Raw genomic sequence first — 17,470 nt, forward strand, 5'->3', positions numbered from 1 at the left:
ATAAAGGGAATGACATTATATCGATCTAGCGAGAGGGTATCCTGATGGAATTTACAAAAATGAACGGTCTGGGCAACGATTTTATCGTGCTGTCCGGCTATAAAGAACTTCCTGAGAACGTGGCGGAACTCGCTGTCCGCTGGTGCAACCGCTTTTTCGGCATCGGCGCCGACGGGCTGGTGTTCATTTTGCCCTCCGACAAGGCCGACGTGCAGATGCGCATTATCAATTCGGACGGAAGCGAACCGGAGCAGTGCGGCAACGCCATCCGCTGCGTCGCCAAATATGTGTACGACCGGGATCCCGGCAAAAGAGAAGCCATCACCGTCGAAACGCGCGGAGCCGGCGTGCAGCAGGTACACGTGACGGCGGAGAACGGTCTCGCCAAAGCGATCCGCGTCGATATGGGAGAGCCTGTCCTGCAGGGGCTCCGGATCCCGACGACGATCGATGCCCGGCAGGTGATCGACCAGCCGATCGAAGCGGGAGGGCGGACCTTCACGTTTACGGCGGTTTCGATGGGCAATCCGCACTGTGTCATCGACGTGGAAGACGCGCCGAGCTTCGATCTGGCCGCCTGGGGGCCGCTGCTGGAGAAGCATCCGCTGTTCCCCAACAAGACCAACGTCGAGTTTGTGACGGTCCGCTCCAGAGATTACGCGGATATGCGCGTATGGGAAAGGGGAGCGGGACCGACGCTGGCCTGCGGAACCGGAGCGTGCGCCACGCTCGTCGCTCTCGTTTTGACGGGCAAAACGGACCGCACCGCCACGATTTCGCTTAAAGGCGGCGATCTGCTTATCGAATGGAACGAGGCGGACAACCGGGTCTATATGACCGGACCGGCCGCGGAGGTTTATAAAGGAAAAGTCGAAGAGTAACGGCCGGCGGCGCGAAGCCGCCGGTTTTACTTTAGAACGTAAAAAGCCTTTAAGTTTGCCGGTCGTTTGTGTTAAAGTAAATGTACTATTTTGATGGGGTGGGAAGAACATGAAACCGGAACTCCGCCAGGTGCTTGCGCAGAAAATCCTTATCGGGGACGGAGCGATGGGGACCTACTTATACCAGCAGGGCTTTCCCGTCGGAATTTCCTACGAGGAGCTTAACCTGATTCAGTCCGAAGTGGTTGCCGACGTTCACCGTCGCTATTATGAAGCCGGTGCCCGGCTTATTGAAACGAATACTTTTTCCGCAAATAGGGAAAAATTATCCAAATACGGCCTTGAGCAGGAAGTCGAGGCCATTAACAGAGCGGGGGTCGAGCTTGCCCGCAGCTCGGTCGGCGAGGATGCGTACGTGGTCGGAGCGATCGGCCCGATCCGGGCGGGCATGCGCAAGAACGTCCGCACGGCGGATGTCGAGGATGCGCTGCGCGAACAAATTCTCGTGCTGCTCGATACCAGGGTGGACGGGCTGCTTCTGGAGACGTTCTACGATCTCGAAGAGATGCTCATCGCGCTGCGCCTGATCCGCCAGCTTAGCTCGATTCCCGTCATCTGCCAGTTCGCTACCGAAGGAATCAACACGACCCATGACGGCATTTCCCTGCAGGATGCGTTTCTCCGCCTGAAGGAGGAAGGGGCCGACGTGATCGGATTCAACTGCCGTACGGGTCCCAACGGCATTCTGCGTTCCCTGCAGGGAGTCGCCCAACTGAGAGATATCCCGTTCTCGGTGTTCCCGAACGCGGGAATTCCGGACTACGTGGACGGCCGTTACTCGTATGCCGCGACGCCGGAATACTTCGCCGAAAGCGCACTTCGCTTTGCCGACTTAGGGGCCAGAATTATCGGCGGCTGCTGCGGAACGACTCCGGAGCATATCGCGGCTATGGTCAAGGCCCTTCAGGGCTACGAGCCGAAACGAAGCGAAATGTATGCGGCGGAATCCGTTTCCGCAGCGGAGCGGGCCGTCGTTACCGAAGCGGCTCCGCAGACATCCGCCCTGGAGGCGGATGCCGAGCCTACTCTGGTCGACCTGGCGAAGCGGCGTCATACGGTGATCGTGGAACTGGACCCTCCGCGCGATCTGGATATCGGCAAGTTCATGGAAGGAACGAAAGCCCTCCAGGACGTGCACGTGGACGCCATTACGATGGCCGACAATTCGCTGGCCGTGACGCGGATGAGCAATCTCGCGCTCGGCATGCTCGTGAAAGAACAGCACGGGGCGCGTCCGCTCATTCACATCGCCTGCCGCGACCGCAACAGCATCGGCACGCAGTCCCATCTGATGGGCCTGCACGCGCTGGGGATCGATCACGTGCTCGCCGTTACGGGAGATCCCGCGAGATTCGGGGACTTGCCGGGCGCAAGCTCCGTCTACGACATGACTTCGTTCGAGATGATCCGCATGATCAAACAGCTCAACGAGGGCATCGCTTTTTCGGGCAAGCCGCTCAAAAAGAAAGCGAATTTCATCGTGGGCGCGGCTTTTAATCCCAACGTGAAATATTTGGACAAGGCGGTCCAAAGGCTGGAACGGAAGATCGAGTCCGGCGCCGATTACATCATGACCCAGCCCGTTTACGATCCGAAGCTGATCGAACGGATGCACGAGGCGACCAAGCATCTGGATGTTCCCGTTTTCATAGGCATTATGCCTTTGGCCAGCGGCCGTAACGCGGAGTATCTGCACAACGAGGTCCCGGGTATCCAGCTATCGGACGAAGTGCGCGCCAGAATGGCGGGGCTGGAAGGGGAAGCGGGACGCAAGGAAGGCGTGGCTATCGCCAAAGAACTGCTTGATGCCGCGATGCCGCTGTTCAATGGCATTTATTTCATGACACCGTTCCTGTTTTATGACATGAGCGTGCAGCTTACCCGGTACGTTTGGCAAAAAGCCGAGCGCCGTGAATTTCTCTTGTCCCCCCTTTTAAAATGAATTACAATAGGTTAATGGATGTGAGCCCCTATATGATACGAAGTATGACCGGATTCGGACATGCCTCGCTTTCTTCGCAAGGCTACCGGGTGTCGATGGATATCAAAACCGTGAATCACCGCTATTGCGACATCTCTGTGCGTATGCCGAAAGAATGGATGGCCTACGAAGACACCATTAAGAAAACGGTGCTCCGCTTCATTAAACGCGGCCGTGCCGATTGCTTTGTGACGATTGAGCGGGATTCCGCTTCTAATAAATCGGTAACAGTCGACTGGGCGCTCGTGGACGGGTATATGCAGGCTGCCGAACAGCTTCGCCAGAAGCATGGCTTAACCGGGGAGCTGCATTTGTCGGATCTCCTCAAACTGCCGGATTTGCTTGCCATTTCCGAGCAGCGCGAGGGGGGCGACGATGCGCTCGCCGATCTTTTGGTTGCCTGCACGGAAGGAGCGCTGGCCGAGCTGAACGGCATGAGGGAGAAAGAAGGCTCTCACCTGTCGGAAGATTTGACCGTCCGGCTGACGATGATTGAAGATCTTAACGCCGAAATGAAACGTTACGCCCCTGAAGTCGTCCGGGAATACGCAGCAAAGCTGCGCCAACGGATTCAGGACCTGTTGACGGATCAGGTTCCGGTGGATGAACAGCGGCTCGCAGCCGAGATTGCCTTGTTTGCGGACCGCTCCAATGTGGACGAAGAGATGACCCGGCTGCACAGCCACATCAGCCAATTTAGGCAGCTGCTCGGTTCCCGGGAACCTGTCGGTCGCAAGCTCGATTTTCTCATTCAAGAAATGAACCGCGAAGCAAATACCATCGGCTCCAAAGCGGGACACATTGAAGTGTCAGGCAGGGTCATTGAGCTGAAAGCCGAATTGGAGAAAATGAGAGAACAAATACAGAATATCGAGTGAACCGCTGACGGTGTCACGAGGAGGAAACTCAATGGCCATCAAATTGATCAACATCGGGTTCGGTAATATTGTTTCGGCTAACCGTATCATTTCGATCGTAAGCCCCGAATCCGCTCCGATTAAAAGGATCATTCAGGAGGCGCGCGACCGCCATATGCTGATTGACGCGACTTACGGGAGAAGAACCCGTGCCGTCATCATTACGGACAGCGACCATGTGATCCTATCCGCGGTTCAACCGGAGACCGTTGCTCACCGACTTTCTAACAAGGACGATGATCATGACGAGTAATACAAATACACTGGAACGGGACAGAGGAATTCTGATCGTGCTTTCAGGCCCTTCGGGCGTCGGCAAAGGAACCGTATGTTCCGCGCTTCGCAAGATGTCGCCGGAGCTGGTCTATTCTGTTTCCGCCACGACCCGCAAGCCTAGAGAAGGCGAAGTGGAAGGGGTCAATTATTTTTTCAAATCGAAAGACCAGTTCGAACAATTAATCGCTTCCGATGAGATGCTGGAATATGCCGAGTATGTGGGCAATTATTACGGTACCCCTCGCCGATTTGTGGAAGAAACGCTCGCCTCCGGCAAGGACGTTATCCTGGAAATCGAAGTGCAGGGCGCTTTGAAGGTCAAGGAGAAGTTTCCTGAGGCGACTTTTATCTTCCTGATTCCGCCTTCTCTGGCCGAGCTGGAGAACCGTATCGTGACTCGCGGTACGGAAACGAACGACATTATCCGCAGCCGTATGTCCATGGCTGTCGACGAGATTCGTTTGATGCGGCATTACGATTATGGTATCGTCAATGACGAGGTGCACAAGGCTTGCTACAAAATCCAGTCCATTCTTATGGCTGAACACTGTAAGTGCGACCGGATTTTACCCAGATTGGAACAATGGATCGGAGAGTGAACGACAAGTATGCTGTATCCTTCAATTGATAAACTGCTCGACAAAGTGGATAGCAAGTATTCGCTCGTAGTTGCCGCCGCCAAGCGCGCGCGTGCTCTTAGAGACGGTACGAATACGCACCTGCAGGATATTAAATCCCACAAGCAGGTCGGAGTGGCTCTGGAAGAATTGTACGGAGATCTCGTGAAGTACGAGAAGATCGAAACCAAAGAAGACGCCGAATAAGACCCAAGCGGTCGGTTCGGCCCAAAGCGGCAGTCCCTGTGACTGCCGTTCTATGTATACAACCGGATACTGCGATCCTGAATAATAACGGGATGAGAGTAGACCGGATATCAGGACAACCCATTGAGGTTGTTATTTTTTTCTTGCCGGGAGGGAACTGCCGATGTTATCAGGTAAAACGATCGTAGTCGGCGTATGCGGAGGAATCGCCGCTTATAAGGCGGCTGCGCTTTGCAGCAAGCTGAGTCAGGCAGGAGCGGACGTGCGGGTGATCATGACGAAATCCGCGGTCCAGTTTATTACACCGCTGACTTTTCAGTCGCTGACCCGCAAGCCGGTAGCTGTCGATACGTTCGATGAGAAAGAAGCGGCCGTCATTTCCCATATTGACTTGGCCGACCGTGCGGACTTGGTTGTGGTTGCTCCGGCGACGGCAAACATGATCGGGAAAATGGCCCACGGGCTGGCGGACGATATGCTCAGCACGACGCTTCTCGCCACAACGGCCCCGGTCATGGTAGCTCCTGCCATGAACGTGCATATGTACACGCACCCGGCGGTCGCGGACAACATGAGAGTGCTGCAGGAGAGAGGCATCCTGTTTGTGGAGCCCGGAACCGGTCAGCTGGCATGCGGTTATGTCGGGCAAGGGCGCCTCGCTGAGCCCGAAGAAATTTTCGGGCGGATCGCCGCGTTTTTTCAGCAGGACACGCCGCTTCAAGGCCGGAACGTGCTGGTGACGGCGGGAGGAACAGTAGAACGGATCGATCCCGTACGTTACATTACCAACGATTCTTCCGGCAAAATGGGTTACGCTATTGCGGATGCGGCCAAACGGCTCGGGGCGAACGTTACGCTTGTCAGCGGACCTTCCGCCCTTCCCGTGCCCGCAGGCGTCGAGAAAATATCCGTCACATCCGCTCTGGATATGTACGATAAGGTTATGGCCCGTTTTGAGAAGACGGATCTTGTTTTCAAAGCGGCTGCGGTCGCCGATTACCGCCCTTCGGAACAGCGGGGGCAGAAAATGAAAAAATCCGGGGAAACCCTTACGATCGAGCTGGTTAAAAATCCGGACATTCTCCAAGCTCTCGGAGAAGCCAAAACCCATCAGTTCGTGGTAGGCTTTGCGGCGGAAACCGAGCGGGTGGACGAGTATGCGCAGGGCAAGCTTTTGCGTAAAAAATGCGACCTGCTCGTCGCCAACGATGTCTCTATGCAGGGAGCCGGTTTCGGAACGGACACCAATGTGGTGCGCATCTTCGATGCCGGCGGTCTTGTTGAAGCGCCGCCCATGATGACCAAGGCGGCCCTGGCCGAGCATATCGTCCGGCTGGCGGCCGACCGTCAACGAATGCGTCAGCAGGGAGCGGAGACCCCGGAACCGGACGACGGGAAGCCCGGGGCAGATAAAGGGGAAACGCCATGTTCGCCAAAGTGATAGTCGACGTACCCGCCAAGCAGACGAACCGGGCTTTCGATTATTCGGTGCCCTCTTCCCTGCAGGGCTGGGTGGAAGTCGGAAGCCGTGTCGGCGTTCCTTTCGGTCCCCGTGTACTCCAGGGATTCGTGGTAGAGCTTCATGAAACGACAACGGTCGATCCCAAAAGACTGAAAGCGATCCGTCATGTGCTGGACGCCGCTCCTCCTTTAACGGAGGAACTGGTACAGCTTGGACATTGGATGAGCAGCACCTATTTGTGCCACGAAGTAACCGCTCTGCAAGCCATGCTTCCCGGGGCGCTGAAAGCCAAGTATGAACGCTTCGTTCAAGCCGCGGAAGCAGGAAGCGCGGGCGGAACGGAGCTTCTGCTTTTGCTGCCGGCCCAGGAGAACATTTTGACTTATTTGCGCTCAAAAGGAAAAGCGAAGATGGAAGATCTTCTGGATGCCTTTCCGGAGGACGGCGGGCTGATCCGTCAAATGCTCGACGAGGGTCAGCTTGTCGAAACGCAGGGGATGAAGGACAGACTTGCGACGAAGAAAGCTCTGACGGTATTTCCGCCCGGAGCCCGCGAAATCTCTGAAGCCGCCAAGGACGCCCAAGACTCCGCTTCATCCGGCAACGGCTCCGCATCGGACGGTTCCGCACCAGGCGGTTCCGTTGACCTGCTCGCCATCGCGGAAGAACTTCCCGCCCGCTCCCATAAGCAGAAAGAAGTTCTGCGCTATCTGCACGAGAATCCCCGGCCGATCCGTCTGACGGAGCTGATGGACAAGCTCCAGGTCGGTGCCGGCACGGTAAAAGGGCTGGCGGACAAAGGCTGGATCGGCATGCGCGAAGTGGAAGTGATGCGGGATCCTTATGCGAATCGTCATTTTGAAGAAACGAAGCCGCTTCCTCTGACGCGGGAGCAGCAGTCCGTTTATGACGACATTGCCGCCACGCTGGACAGCCGCAGCCACCAGGTGTATCTGCTCCAGGGCGTGACGGGCAGCGGGAAGACGGAAGTGTACCTGCAGGCCATCAGCCGCTGTCTGGAACAAGGACGGGAAGCGATTGTGCTCGTGCCGGAGATTTCACTGACTCCCCAGATGGTGGAGCGGTTTAAAGGCCGCTTCGGAAACGAAGTAGCCGTAATGCACAGCCGGCTTTCGCTGGGAGAGCGCTACGACGAATGGCGCAAAATTATGAGACGCCAGGTCCGGGTTGTCATCGGGGCCCGTTCGGCCGTGTTCGTCCCGTTCCGGAAGCTGGGTCTGGTTATTATCGATGAAGAACATGAATCTTCGTACAAGCAGGAAGAGAGCCCGAAGTATCACGCCCGGGATATCGCCGCCTGGAGAGCCCGTTACAACGGAGCGGCCGTGGTGCTGGGATCGGCGACGCCTTCGCTTGAGAGCATTCAGAAAACGAAGGCGACCCCCGGTGTCAAGCCCGAATACAAGCTGCTCAAAATGAAGTCCCGGGTCGCCGGACGCCCTCTTCCGCCCGTGCATATCGTCGATATGCGGGAGGAACTCCGCAGCGGAAACCGGTCCATGTTCAGCCGGCTTCTTCACCGCGGGCTGGAGGAACGGCTCCTAAAGGGTGAGCAGACCGTTCTCCTGCTAAACCGCCGGGGCTACGCGACATTCGTCATGTGCCGGACGTGCGGCTATGTGGCAGGCTGTCCGCACTGTGACATCTCCTTGACGTATCATCAGGTGTCACGGACGCTGCGCTGCCATTACTGCGGCTATGCCGAAAGGCAGATGGAGCTGTGTCCCGATTGCGGCTCGGAGCATATCCGGCATTTCGGGACCGGAACCCAGCGGGTCGAGGAAGAGCTGGTGAAGCTCTTTCCCGGCATCCGGGTCATCCGGATGGATGTGGACACGACGACCGAGAAAGGCTCTCACGAGAAGTGGTTGACGATGTTCCGCAACAAACAGGCGGACGTCCTGCTGGGCACCCAGATGGTCGCCAAAGGTCTGGACTTCCCCGATGTTACCCTTGTCGGCGTTATCGCGGCGGACACGGTGCTGAACCTGCCCGACTTCCGTTCCGCCGAGCGGACCTTCCAGCTGCTTACCCAGGTGGCGGGACGGGCGGGGCGCCATCAGCTTCCCGGCGAAGTGTTCGTGCAGACGTATACGCCGGAGCACTACAGCGTCATTACGGCAAGCCGCCACGATTACGAAGGCTTCGTGGAGGAGGAGCTTCCGCATCGCCGGAAGCTCGGTTATCCGCCCTACTGCCGGCTTATTCTCATTACCTTGACCCACGAGCAGATTCCCCTCCTGGTCCGGACCGCGGAAGCGGTGGCCCAGCGTCTCCGGGAGCTTGGGGCCGCCGAGCAGGAGAACGTTTTTGCGTCCGGTACGGGAGAGGACTTTTTTATGAATGTGCTGGGTCCGGTAGCCTCCCCGATTCCGAAGATCAAGGATAGATATCGGTTCCAATGCGTGGTAAAATATCGTGGGGAGGCGTCAGCTTCCCGTATTGTGGCAAAGGTTCTGGATGAATTTGCCGAGCGGACGACGAAGGATAAGCTGACGATCAGCGTGGACGTCGATCCTCAAATGCTTATGTAAACCGCCTGTTCCGGAACGGAAAGCCCGGTGTAAGACCGAACCGGATAGAGGCCCGTGCGATTGACGAATATAAACGGCGGGCTGCTCATACGGATCTCTTAAACCCATTCAAGGGCTCAGGCCCTTGCCCTCATAGAACGACTTTAAAGAAAGCAGGTGGATGGAATGGCCATTCGCATGATTGTTAAAGAAGGAGACTCTGTTCTGCGGGAAACCGCCAAACAGGTAACGAAATTTAATTCCAACCTCCATAAGCTGCTCGACGATATGGCGGATACGATGTACGATGCGCCGGGCGTAGGTCTGGCCGCTCCGCAGGTGGGCATTCTCAAGCGCGTCATCGTGATGGACGTGGGAGACGAGAACGGACTGATCGAGATTGTCAACCCGGTCGTTGTCGAACAAAGCGGCGAGCAGATCGGCCCGGAAGGCTGCCTGAGCATTCCGGGCCTCGAAGGAGAAGTCAAGCGCCCCTTCAAAGTGAAGGTGAAAGGCCAGGACCGCAACGGCGAAGAGTTCGAGCTTGAAGGCGAAGAGCTGCTGGCCCGCTGCATCATGCACGAAGTGGACCACCTGAACGGTGTCCTGTTCACGGATTTGGCCATCCGTGTGTACCGCCCTGAACTCGAAGAGAAAGAGGACCGCTGACCGTGAAGCTGATTTTCATGGGCACTCCGGACTTCGCCGTTCCTTCCCTAAGGGCGCTGATCGAAGGCGGCTATGAAGTGGCTGCCGTCGTTACGCAGCCGGACCGTCTGAAAGGGCGCAAGCGCGTGCTGACACCGCCTCCCGTCAAAGTGGAGGCCGAGAAGCACGGCATCCCGGTGTTTCAGCCGGAAAAGCTGCGCACGTCCGACACGGTCGATGAAATCCGGAGAATCGCTCCGGATCTTATCGTGACGGCGGCATACGGCCAAATCCTGCCCAAGGCGGTGCTAGACATTCCCCGTCTTGGCTGCATCAATATCCATGCTTCCCTTCTGCCGAAATACAGAGGGGGCGCTCCGATTCACCATGCGATCATACAGGGCGAGCAGGTGACGGGCGTTACCATCATGTACATGGCGGTAGGGCTGGATACGGGAGACATGATTAGCAAGGTTGAAGTTCCGATCGGGGACGACGATACGACCGGCACGATGTTCGACAAACTCAGCCTGGCGGGTGCGGAGCTGCTTAAGCGCACGCTGCCCGAACTGATCGCGGGAACGGCCCGGGCCGTTCCGCAGGATGATTCCCAAGCGATCTATTCGCCGAATATTAACCGGGAAGACGAGAAAATCGACTGGAGCCGGTCTTCCAAAGATATATGGAATCTGGTCCGCGGATTAAATCCTTTTCCGGGCGCTTATACAACCTGGAACGGGGAAATCCTGAAAGTATGGGTGTGCAAAAAGCCCGGCGGCCCCGAGCAGGGAGCGACAGGGTCGCAGGCTGCCGGACTTAAGCCCGGCACGGTTATCGAAGCGGGGGACGACGGAATCGAAGTGGCTACGGGCGACGGAAGCTTGAAGCTGCTGAATGTCCAGCCTGCCGGCAAGAAGGCCATGGATGCGGCTCAGCTTGCACGGGGCGGCGCCATGAAGCAAGGTACCGTATTGGGCGAATAGCAAACGCGTGGCACGAGATGCGCAGGAATTTTCGGTAAACGGCCGACGGTTCCTGCGTTTTTCCGTAAACGATGCATAAGTCGCCGGCGGGCGACGATTCTAAAGCGGGAGCTGCATACGTACGATTTTAATAAGCAAAGGATGTGTGGGAGTCCCGTGAAAAACAACGAGCCGGAGAACCGGAAGGGACAAGCCGGAGGCGACAGCGGTCCGGCAAGCCGTAACCGGAACGACCGGAGAAACAGCCAGACGGTCAAACCGAAAAGAGAGCATGTGAAAAAATCCGCGCGCGACGCCGCGCTCAGCGTATTGACAGGCGTAGAGGAAGCGGGTTCGTACAGCAACCTCAAGCTGAACCAGATTTTGCGCGAAGCGGATCTTCCGCGGCCTGACGCCGCTCTGGCCACGGAAATTGTGTACGGAACGATCCAGAGACGGAATACAATCGACTATTATTTGGCGAAACTGGTGACCAAGGGGCTCGGTAAGCTTCAGCCCTGGGTACGCAGTCTGCTGCGGATGAGCTTGTATCAACTCCTGTATCTGGAGCGGGTGCCTGATCACGCCGTTGTGAGCGAGGCCGTTAACATCGCGAAGCGCCGGGGCCATCAGGGCATCTCCGGCATGGTCAACGGCGTGCTGCGCAGCGCGATCCGCCAGCGTGCGGAGCTTACGCTGCCGCAGGGGCTGACGGACGCCGAACGCATCTCGCTGGAGCATTCCCATCCCGAATGGCTGGTCCGGCGCTGGATCGGGCAGTACGGCGCCGAAGCCTGCGAGCGCATCTGCAGGGCGAACAACGAGCCGCCGCACGTCAGCATCCGCGCGAACGCGCGCTCCCGGAGTATCGAGGCGCTGCTGGAAGAGCTGCGGCTCGACGGGGCTGCCGCCGAGCCTTCTGCGCTGGCGCCGGCCGGCATAGTCGTCTCCTCCGGCGGAAACATGGCGCTGGCGCCCGGCTTTGGCCGGGGCGACTATTCCATCCAGGACGAAAGCTCCATGCTCGTTGCCGAAGCGCTTCAGCCTGAGGCGGGCATGACCGTCCTGGACTGCTGCGCCGCCCCGGGCGGCAAAACGGCCCACATCGCGGAAAAGATGGACGACACCGGCACGGTGTGGGCCTGCGACCTGCATCCTCACAAAAAGCGGCTGATCGAAGAACAGGCCCAGAGGCTGGGCCTGAAATCGGTCCGCACTTTGGTGATGGATGCCAGGGAGCTCTCCGGGGAGTTCGAGCCGGCCTCGTTTGACCGCATCCTGCTTGACGCTCCCTGTTCGGGATTCGGCGTTATCCGCCGGAAGCCCGACCTGAAATGGGGCAAGCGGGAGGAAGACATCGCCGGGATCGCGGCCGTCCAGCAGAGCATCCTGGAGGCTGTGCACGGCCTGCTGAAGCCGGGCGGTGTGCTCGTCTACAGCACATGTACGATCGAGCGGACGGAGAACGAGGATGCGGTGTCCTGCTTCCTGGAGGCTCATCCCGAGTTTGTCCTCGATCCGATACCGACGGCCGGCTGGCCGGAATCCGCGCCTCTTGAGCAGGCGGCATCGGGCATGATCTCTATCCTGCCGGACCAGTACGGAACGGACGGCTTCTTTATCGCCCGGATGCGCCGCAAGGCTTAAGTCCGGGCAAAAGGACCCGCCATCCGGGGGGAGCGGCCCTTCCTTCCGGTATTGCGGATGATCTCGATTCATTGGGTGGAACGCCGAGCTCCGGCCCGGCTCCATACAGGGCTTCTTCTTAACGGCCGTCTCTGCGCAATGCTTGAGTCCGCCTGCGCTGCGCATTCTAGTGTGTTCGGCTGCCTTTTATGATAAAATAGGAAGGATTCGGCTGAACATCCCATTTTTTATTTGGAAAATTAAGTTAGGTGTGATTACTGTGAAAAATAAAACCTTGCAAGTAGATAAACCCTTTGTGTACGACTACAGTCTGGAAGACTGGAAGCAGTGGACCGAGGAGAACAACGAGCCGGCCTTCCGTGCCGGACAAATTTTCGATTGGCTGTATGTGAAACGTGTCACGGACTTCGAGGAAATGACGAACTTGTCGAAAGCGCTCCGCGAGAAGCTGAAAGCCGGCTTTTCTTTCGTCACGCTGACCGAAATCGCCAAACAGCAGTCGAAGGACGGAACGGTGAAGTTCCTGTTCGAACTGGCGGACAAGAACGCGATCGAGACCGTGATCATGAAGCACAGCTACGGCAACAGCGTATGTGTGACGACTCAGGTCGGCTGCCGGATCGGCTGCACGTTCTGCGCCTCCACGCTCGGCGGATTGAAGCGTGATTTGCGTGCGGGCGAAATCGTCGCCCAGATTGTCAAAGCGCAGCAGCTGCTTGATGCGACGGGAGAGCGCGTGAGTTCCATCGTCATTATGGGAATCGGCGAACCGTTCGAGAATTACGACGCGATGATGAAGTTTTTGAACATTATGATTCATCCGAAGGGTCTGAATATCGGCCAGCGTCACATCACCGTATCGACCAGCGGTATCGTGCCGAACATTTACCGGTTTGCGGACGAGGATACGCAGATCAATTTGGCGATTTCCATCCATGCGCCCAATGATGCGCTCCGTTCCAAACTAATGCCGGTGAACCGCCGTTTCCCGTTCGCCGATCTAATCGAGTCGTGCAAATATTACATGGCCAAAACGGGCCGCCGCATCACGTTCGAGTACGCTTTGATGGGCAACGTGAACGACCAGGCCGAGCATGCCGAGGAACTCGCCGAAGTTCTGAAAGAGCTGCCGATGTGCCACGTCAATCTGATTCCGGTCAATTACGTACAGGAGCGGGATTATGTGCGGACGACGCGCGACGATATTTTTAACTTCCAGCGCATTCTGGAACGCAACAAAATCAACGCGACCATACGCCGTGAGCAGGGCAGCGACATTGCCGCCGCCTGCGGACAGCTGCGGGCCAAGCATATGGAAGCGAAGTAACGGAGTGAAATGCGGATGAAAATGGTGAGTGTGACAGATACCGGCCGAGTCCGGTCCGTAAATGAAGACAGAGCCGTTATTCAGCATGACGTCGGAGGATATTCGCTGGCCATTGTGGCCGACGGAATGGGCGGTCATCAGGCGGGCGACGTCGCCAGTCAGATGACCATCGATATCATCCGGGAAGAGCTCAAATCCCTGAGTTCCGCGATGACGGTCGAAGAGTGCGAGCTTGCCGTGAAGGAAGCGATCCGCTCGACCAACCGCAAGGTGTTCGAATACGCCTCCGCCAGGGAAGAGCTTCAGGGAATGGGCACGACGGTCGTCGTTCTCCTCGCATCGGGCCAACTGGCCATCCTCGGGCATATCGGAGACAGCCGCGCCTATAAAATCAACGGGCCGTCCATTCTCCGTTTGACGGAGGACCATTCCCTGGTAAACGAACTTTTGAAAAACGGCCAGCTGACGCCCGACGAAGCGGAACGCCATCCGCGCCGCAACGTGCTTACCCGGGCGCTGGGAACGGAACCCGACGCGCAGCCTGACGTTCAGCATTTGAGTCTGGAAAGCGGCGATATCCTGCTTCTGTGCAGCGACGGACTGAGCGGAATGGTCGACGACCAGACCATCCTGTCGATCGTGCGCGGGGAAACGGAATTGGAAGCCATCGCGCAGAGCTTGCTGCAGGCTGCCCTGGATGCGGGCGGAGACGACAACATCACGATCATTCTTGCATCGGGAGATCCCGGGCCCGCTTCGGGAGGGGGTCCCGCATGATCGGAACGAAGCTGGGTGGCCGCTACGAAATTTTGGAACGCATTGGCGGCGGAGGAATGGCTCTTGTTTACAAAGGGCTGGATATCCTGCTTCACCGCAAGGTCGCCGTCAAGATGCTCCGCCAGCAGTATGTGAACGACGAAGAGTTTATCCGCCGTTTCCGCCGGGAAGCCCAGGCGGCGGCATCGCTTTCCCATCCTAACGTGGTCAGCATCTACGACGTGGGGCAGGAAGGCGAACTCCATTACATCGTGATGGAGTATATCGAGGGAAAAACGCTGAACGAGATTATCAAGGAGCGGGCCCCGCTGCCCGTCGAGGAAGCCGTTCATTACGCGGCCCAAATCTGCGATGCTCTGGAGCATGCGCATCATAACGGCATCATACATCGGGACATCAAACCTCATAATATTCTGATCGGAAAAAACGGCCGCGTTAAAGTGACGGATTTCGGAATTGCCCGCGCGGCCACTTCTTCGACGATCACCCAGACGGGTTCCGTCGTCGGCTCGGTTCATTATTTCTCGCCGGAGCATGCGAAAGGAACCAATACGGGAGAAAAATCCGATCTGTATTCGCTTGGGATCGTGATGTATCAAATGCTGACGGGCGAGCTTCCGTTTCACGGCGAAAGCCCGATCAGTGTGGCTTTGAAGCATCTGCAGGAAGACGTGGAGGATCCGAGGCGGATTAATCCAATGATTCCGCAAAGTCTGGAGAACATCATCCTCAAAGCGGTGCGCAAAAAGCCCGATGAACGGTACCAGTCCGCCCGTGCCATGATGGAAGATCTGGAAACCTGCCTGCAGCCCGAACGCCGCAACGAGCCGAGAATAAGCTTCCATCACGATGATCATGACGATGATGAAAATACGCTTGTTCTGCCCGCCATCCGTCCCAATCAGCAGGTGCAAATATTCGATGATGAGGAGGATGAGGAGGAAGCGGTGGTCCCCGGCAAAACGGAAACCGCTCCGTCCAAGCCGTCTCAGCCGCCGAAGAAGAAGAAAAAGACGGGACTGTGGATCACGCTGCTCGTCCTGATCGCCCTGCTGCTGGCCGGCGCCATTTATTACGTGCAGGGGAAAGTCGTCGTTGCGGAAGTTCCGGTGCCTAACGTCAAAACGGATACCCTGCAGAAGGCTCAAGAGAAGCTTACCGCTGCCAAGCTCGGCTACGAAGTGGAAGAGGTCTCCGATCCGCAGCCCGCGGGAATCGTCATTGACCAGAATCCGCAGGCGGGAATGAAAGCCAAAGAGCAGACGAAAGTCAAACTCAAGGTGAGCAAAGGGCCCGAGTTGAAGAAAATGATTTCGGTGGTCAATCACAGTGTGGATGACGCCAAAGCTCAGCTGGTGCAGGGGCTCGGTCTCAAAGAGGATCAGATATCGGTTACGTTCCGGTACTCCGAAGACCAGGAAGCGAACACGGTACTGGAGCAAACCCCTCGCGAAGGTGAGGAACTGGATCCGGCCGGGGCTTCGGTCAAGCTGATCGCGAGCAAAGGTAAAGAAACGGTCAAGATGCCTCCTCTTGTCGGCTTGTCCAAGGAAGAAGCCATCAGCCGTATTACAGTGAGCAAGTTAAAACTCGGAGCCGTCACGGAAGAGCCCAGCTATAAAGTGGCCAAAGGCAAAGTCATCAAACAGTTTCCTTACGAGCCGGATAACGACGTCCCGGTCGGCCAGGCCATCGGCTTGATCGTAAGCTCCGGCATGCCGCAGGAAGCGGGCCAAATGATCGTCAACGTGCCGCTCGTTCCTTCGCAGGAAGGCAAGAAATCCACGTTCAAGGTGCTTGTGAGCGACGCCCAGGGCGATACCCGCGAATACCGGACCGAGACGATTTCGACGCCGTCGGCAGTCGATGTCAAAGTGATCGTGGCACCGGATAAAAACGCCGTCATCACCGTCAAGGAAGATGACAAGGTCGTCAACGTGACGACTCGGACTTACCAGGATTTCTTGAATCAGCAGTCGGGCAGCCCTTCGCCTACGCCGACTCCCCAGCAGACCGGATCACAGACTTCGATGCAGCAGCACGGGGGCTCCAAGCTTGTTTCCGGCGGCGGAGAAGATAAAGGCAAGGGCAAGGATAAGGACAAAGACAAGGATAAGGATAGAAACAAAGATAAAGATGACTAGAACCGAAATCGGAATTCAAAAAGGAGGACGAGATCCGCAATGGCCCAAGGTTTGATCGTAAAAGCGCTCAGCGGGTACTACTATGTCCTTCCGGAGGGAAGCCGGCTCGGCTCCGATTCTCTCGTACAGTGCAGAGCCAGAGGCGTTTTTAAGAAAAGAGGGATTTCACCCCTGGTCGGCGACCGGGTGAAGTATGAAACGACGGAGAACGGCGAAGGAACGGTAACGGAGATCGATCCGCGGACATCCGAAATGATTCGTCCTCCCATCGCGAACGTGGACACGGCTATGCTCGTCTTCTCGGTTGTGGAGCCCGATCTGAACCTGAATTTGCTGGATAAGTTTCTCGTCCACATTGAGAATACGGGACTGCACGCGGCTATTTGTCTGACCAAAGCGGACCTGATTGATCTTCCGGAGGGCTCTTCCGACAAGAGTGCGGCTGAAAGTGTGGAAGAAGGCGAAGCGCTTCCGTCCGCACCGGAAGATACCGGACATCAGGTGATGCCCGGCTGGCTGACCGAGGCGGTCGAGCTGTACCGCAGGATCGGTTACCCCGTCATGCTGACGAGTTCCCGGCAGGGCGAAGGCGTCACCCAGGTGGCCGAATATCTGGACGGTAAAATCAGCGTATTCGCCGGTCAGTCCGGCGTGGGCAAATCGTCCATGCTGAACGCGATCGTGGCGGGCCTGGAGCTTCAGACCAACGAGATCAGCCACCGGCTGGGCCGGGGGAAGCATACGACGCGGCATGTGGAACTGATTCCGCTTGCCAAAGGCGGCTATGTCGCGGACACGCCGGGCTTTAGTCAGCTTGACTTTGTCGAACTGGAAGCGGAAGATCTCGGGTCCTGCTTCCGCGAATTCCAGTCTTATGCCGAAACGTGCAAGTTCCGGGGCTGTCTGCATCTCCACGAGCCGGACTGCAAAGTCCGCGACGCCGTGGAGCGGGGAGAAGTCGCCGCCAGCCGCTACAAGCACTATTTGCAGTTTTTGCAGGAAATGAAAGAGAAGAAGAGGAGGTACTAAC

Annotated in this window: 15 protein-coding genes; all 15 read left to right on the forward strand. The window is 57.2% G+C overall.

Features of this window, described 5'->3' with window-relative positions:
• The first annotated feature begins 44 nt into the window (after window positions 1-44).
• The 15 genes from dapF to rsgA all read left to right on the forward strand — a co-directional run bounded on the left by dapF (window position 45) and on the right by rsgA (window position 17,469).
• Window positions 45-881, forward strand: coding sequence for a diaminopimelate epimerase (gene dapF, locus C4S74_RS02270; RefSeq protein ID WP_103993739.1), 837 nt, complete (start codon window positions 45-47; stop codon window positions 879-881).
• A gap of 109 nt (window positions 882-990) precedes the next feature.
• Window positions 991-2,883 (forward strand): bifunctional homocysteine S-methyltransferase/methylenetetrahydrofolate reductase, encoded by a 1,893-nt coding sequence (locus C4S74_RS02275; protein ID WP_103993740.1) that lies wholly within the window; start codon window positions 991-993, stop codon window positions 2,881-2,883.
• 32 nt (window positions 2,884-2,915) lie between these two features.
• Window positions 2,916-3,800, forward strand: coding sequence for a YicC/YloC family endoribonuclease (locus C4S74_RS02280; RefSeq protein WP_103993741.1), 885 nt, complete (start codon window positions 2,916-2,918; stop codon window positions 3,798-3,800).
• Window positions 3,801-3,831: 31 nt separating this feature from the next.
• Window positions 3,832-4,092 carry an extracellular matrix/biofilm regulator RemA gene (remA, locus tag C4S74_RS02285; RefSeq protein ID WP_009672664.1) on the forward strand — a complete coding sequence of 87 codons (261 nt, stop codon included), beginning with the start codon at window positions 3,832-3,834 and terminating at the stop codon, window positions 4,090-4,092.
• Complete coding sequence (gene gmk / locus C4S74_RS02290) at window positions 4,082-4,714, forward strand: guanylate kinase (protein WP_103994253.1); 633 nt, start codon at window positions 4,082-4,084, stop codon at window positions 4,712-4,714. The genes remA and gmk overlap by 11 nt, the downstream gene beginning before the upstream one ends.
• 9 nt (window positions 4,715-4,723) lie before the next feature.
• On the forward strand, window positions 4,724-4,939 hold the full coding sequence (gene rpoZ / locus C4S74_RS02295) for a DNA-directed RNA polymerase subunit omega (protein WP_103993742.1): 216 nt from the start codon (window positions 4,724-4,726) through the stop codon (window positions 4,937-4,939).
• Window positions 4,940-5,102: 163 nt separating this feature from the next.
• Window positions 5,103-6,380 (forward strand): bifunctional phosphopantothenoylcysteine decarboxylase/phosphopantothenate--cysteine ligase CoaBC, encoded by a 1,278-nt coding sequence (coaBC, locus tag C4S74_RS02300; protein ID WP_103993743.1) that lies wholly within the window; start codon window positions 5,103-5,105, stop codon window positions 6,378-6,380.
• Window positions 6,365-8,956, forward strand: coding sequence for a primosomal protein N' (gene priA / locus C4S74_RS02305; RefSeq protein ID WP_103993744.1), 2,592 nt, complete (start codon window positions 6,365-6,367; stop codon window positions 8,954-8,956). Before coaBC ends, priA begins: the two co-directional genes overlap by 16 nt.
• A gap of 165 nt (window positions 8,957-9,121) precedes the next feature.
• A complete protein-coding gene (gene def, locus C4S74_RS02310; protein WP_103993745.1) occupies window positions 9,122-9,604 on the forward strand; it encodes a peptide deformylase in 483 nt (160 codons plus the stop codon).
• 2 nt (window positions 9,605-9,606) lie between these two features.
• Window positions 9,607-10,566, forward strand: a complete 960-nt coding sequence (gene fmt, locus C4S74_RS02315; RefSeq protein ID WP_103993746.1) for a methionyl-tRNA formyltransferase — start codon at window positions 9,607-9,609, stop codon at window positions 10,564-10,566.
• A 141-nt stretch (window positions 10,567-10,707) separates the two neighbouring features.
• A complete protein-coding gene (rsmB, locus tag C4S74_RS02320) occupies window positions 10,708-12,192 on the forward strand; it encodes a 16S rRNA (cytosine(967)-C(5))-methyltransferase RsmB (RefSeq protein WP_103993747.1) in 1,485 nt (494 codons plus the stop codon).
• 259 nt (window positions 12,193-12,451) lie between these two features.
• Window positions 12,452-13,519 carry a 23S rRNA (adenine(2503)-C(2))-methyltransferase RlmN gene (rlmN, locus tag C4S74_RS02325; RefSeq protein WP_103993748.1) on the forward strand — a complete coding sequence of 356 codons (1,068 nt, stop codon included), beginning with the start codon at window positions 12,452-12,454 and terminating at the stop codon, window positions 13,517-13,519.
• A gap of 15 nt (window positions 13,520-13,534) precedes the next feature.
• A complete protein-coding gene (locus C4S74_RS02330; protein ID WP_103993749.1) occupies window positions 13,535-14,296 on the forward strand; it encodes a Stp1/IreP family PP2C-type Ser/Thr phosphatase in 762 nt (253 codons plus the stop codon).
• Window positions 14,293-16,440: a Stk1 family PASTA domain-containing Ser/Thr kinase gene (pknB, locus tag C4S74_RS02335; RefSeq protein WP_103993750.1), complete on the forward strand. Its 2,148-nt coding sequence runs from the start codon at window positions 14,293-14,295 to the stop codon at window positions 16,438-16,440. The genes C4S74_RS02330 and pknB overlap by 4 nt, the downstream gene beginning before the upstream one ends.
• 39 nt (window positions 16,441-16,479) lie before the next feature.
• Window positions 16,480-17,469, forward strand: a complete 990-nt coding sequence (gene rsgA, locus C4S74_RS02340) for a ribosome small subunit-dependent GTPase A (protein ID WP_103993751.1) — start codon at window positions 16,480-16,482, stop codon at window positions 17,467-17,469.
• Window position 17,470 lies beyond the last annotated feature (1 nt).

The sequence above is a fragment of the Paenibacillus sp. UNC499MF genome (assembly GCF_900107975.1).
GTDB lineage: Bacteria > Bacillota > Bacilli > Paenibacillales > NBRC-103111 > Paenibacillus_F.

Bases quoted from the DNA above. Each gene is read 5' to 3' on its own strand.
- dapF (WP_103993739.1), top strand. From the start codon at position 45: ATGGAATTTACAAAAATGAACGGTCTGGGCAACGATTTTATCGTGCTG.
- C4S74_RS02275 (WP_103993740.1), top strand. From the start codon at position 991: ATGAAACCGGAACTCCGCCAGGTGCTTGCGCAGAAAATCCTTATCGGG.
- C4S74_RS02280 (WP_103993741.1), top strand. From the start codon at position 2,916: ATGATACGAAGTATGACCGGATTCGGACATGCCTCGCTTTCTTCGCAA.
- remA (WP_009672664.1), top strand. From the start codon at position 3,832: ATGGCCATCAAATTGATCAACATCGGGTTCGGTAATATTGTTTCGGCT.
- gmk (WP_103994253.1), top strand. From the start codon at position 4,082: ATGACGAGTAATACAAATACACTGGAACGGGACAGAGGAATTCTGATC.
- rpoZ (WP_103993742.1), top strand. From the start codon at position 4,724: ATGCTGTATCCTTCAATTGATAAACTGCTCGACAAAGTGGATAGCAAG.
- coaBC (WP_103993743.1), top strand. From the start codon at position 5,103: ATGTTATCAGGTAAAACGATCGTAGTCGGCGTATGCGGAGGAATCGCC.
- priA (WP_103993744.1), top strand. From the start codon at position 6,365: ATGTTCGCCAAAGTGATAGTCGACGTACCCGCCAAGCAGACGAACCGG.
- def (WP_103993745.1), top strand. From the start codon at position 9,122: ATGGCCATTCGCATGATTGTTAAAGAAGGAGACTCTGTTCTGCGGGAA.
- rsmB (WP_103993747.1), top strand. From the start codon at position 10,708: ATGTGTGGGAGTCCCGTGAAAAACAACGAGCCGGAGAACCGGAAGGGA.
- C4S74_RS02330 (WP_103993749.1), top strand. From the start codon at position 13,535: ATGAAAATGGTGAGTGTGACAGATACCGGCCGAGTCCGGTCCGTAAAT.
- pknB (WP_103993750.1), top strand. From the start codon at position 14,293: ATGATCGGAACGAAGCTGGGTGGCCGCTACGAAATTTTGGAACGCATT.
- rsgA (WP_103993751.1), top strand. From the start codon at position 16,480: ATGGCCCAAGGTTTGATCGTAAAAGCGCTCAGCGGGTACTACTATGTC.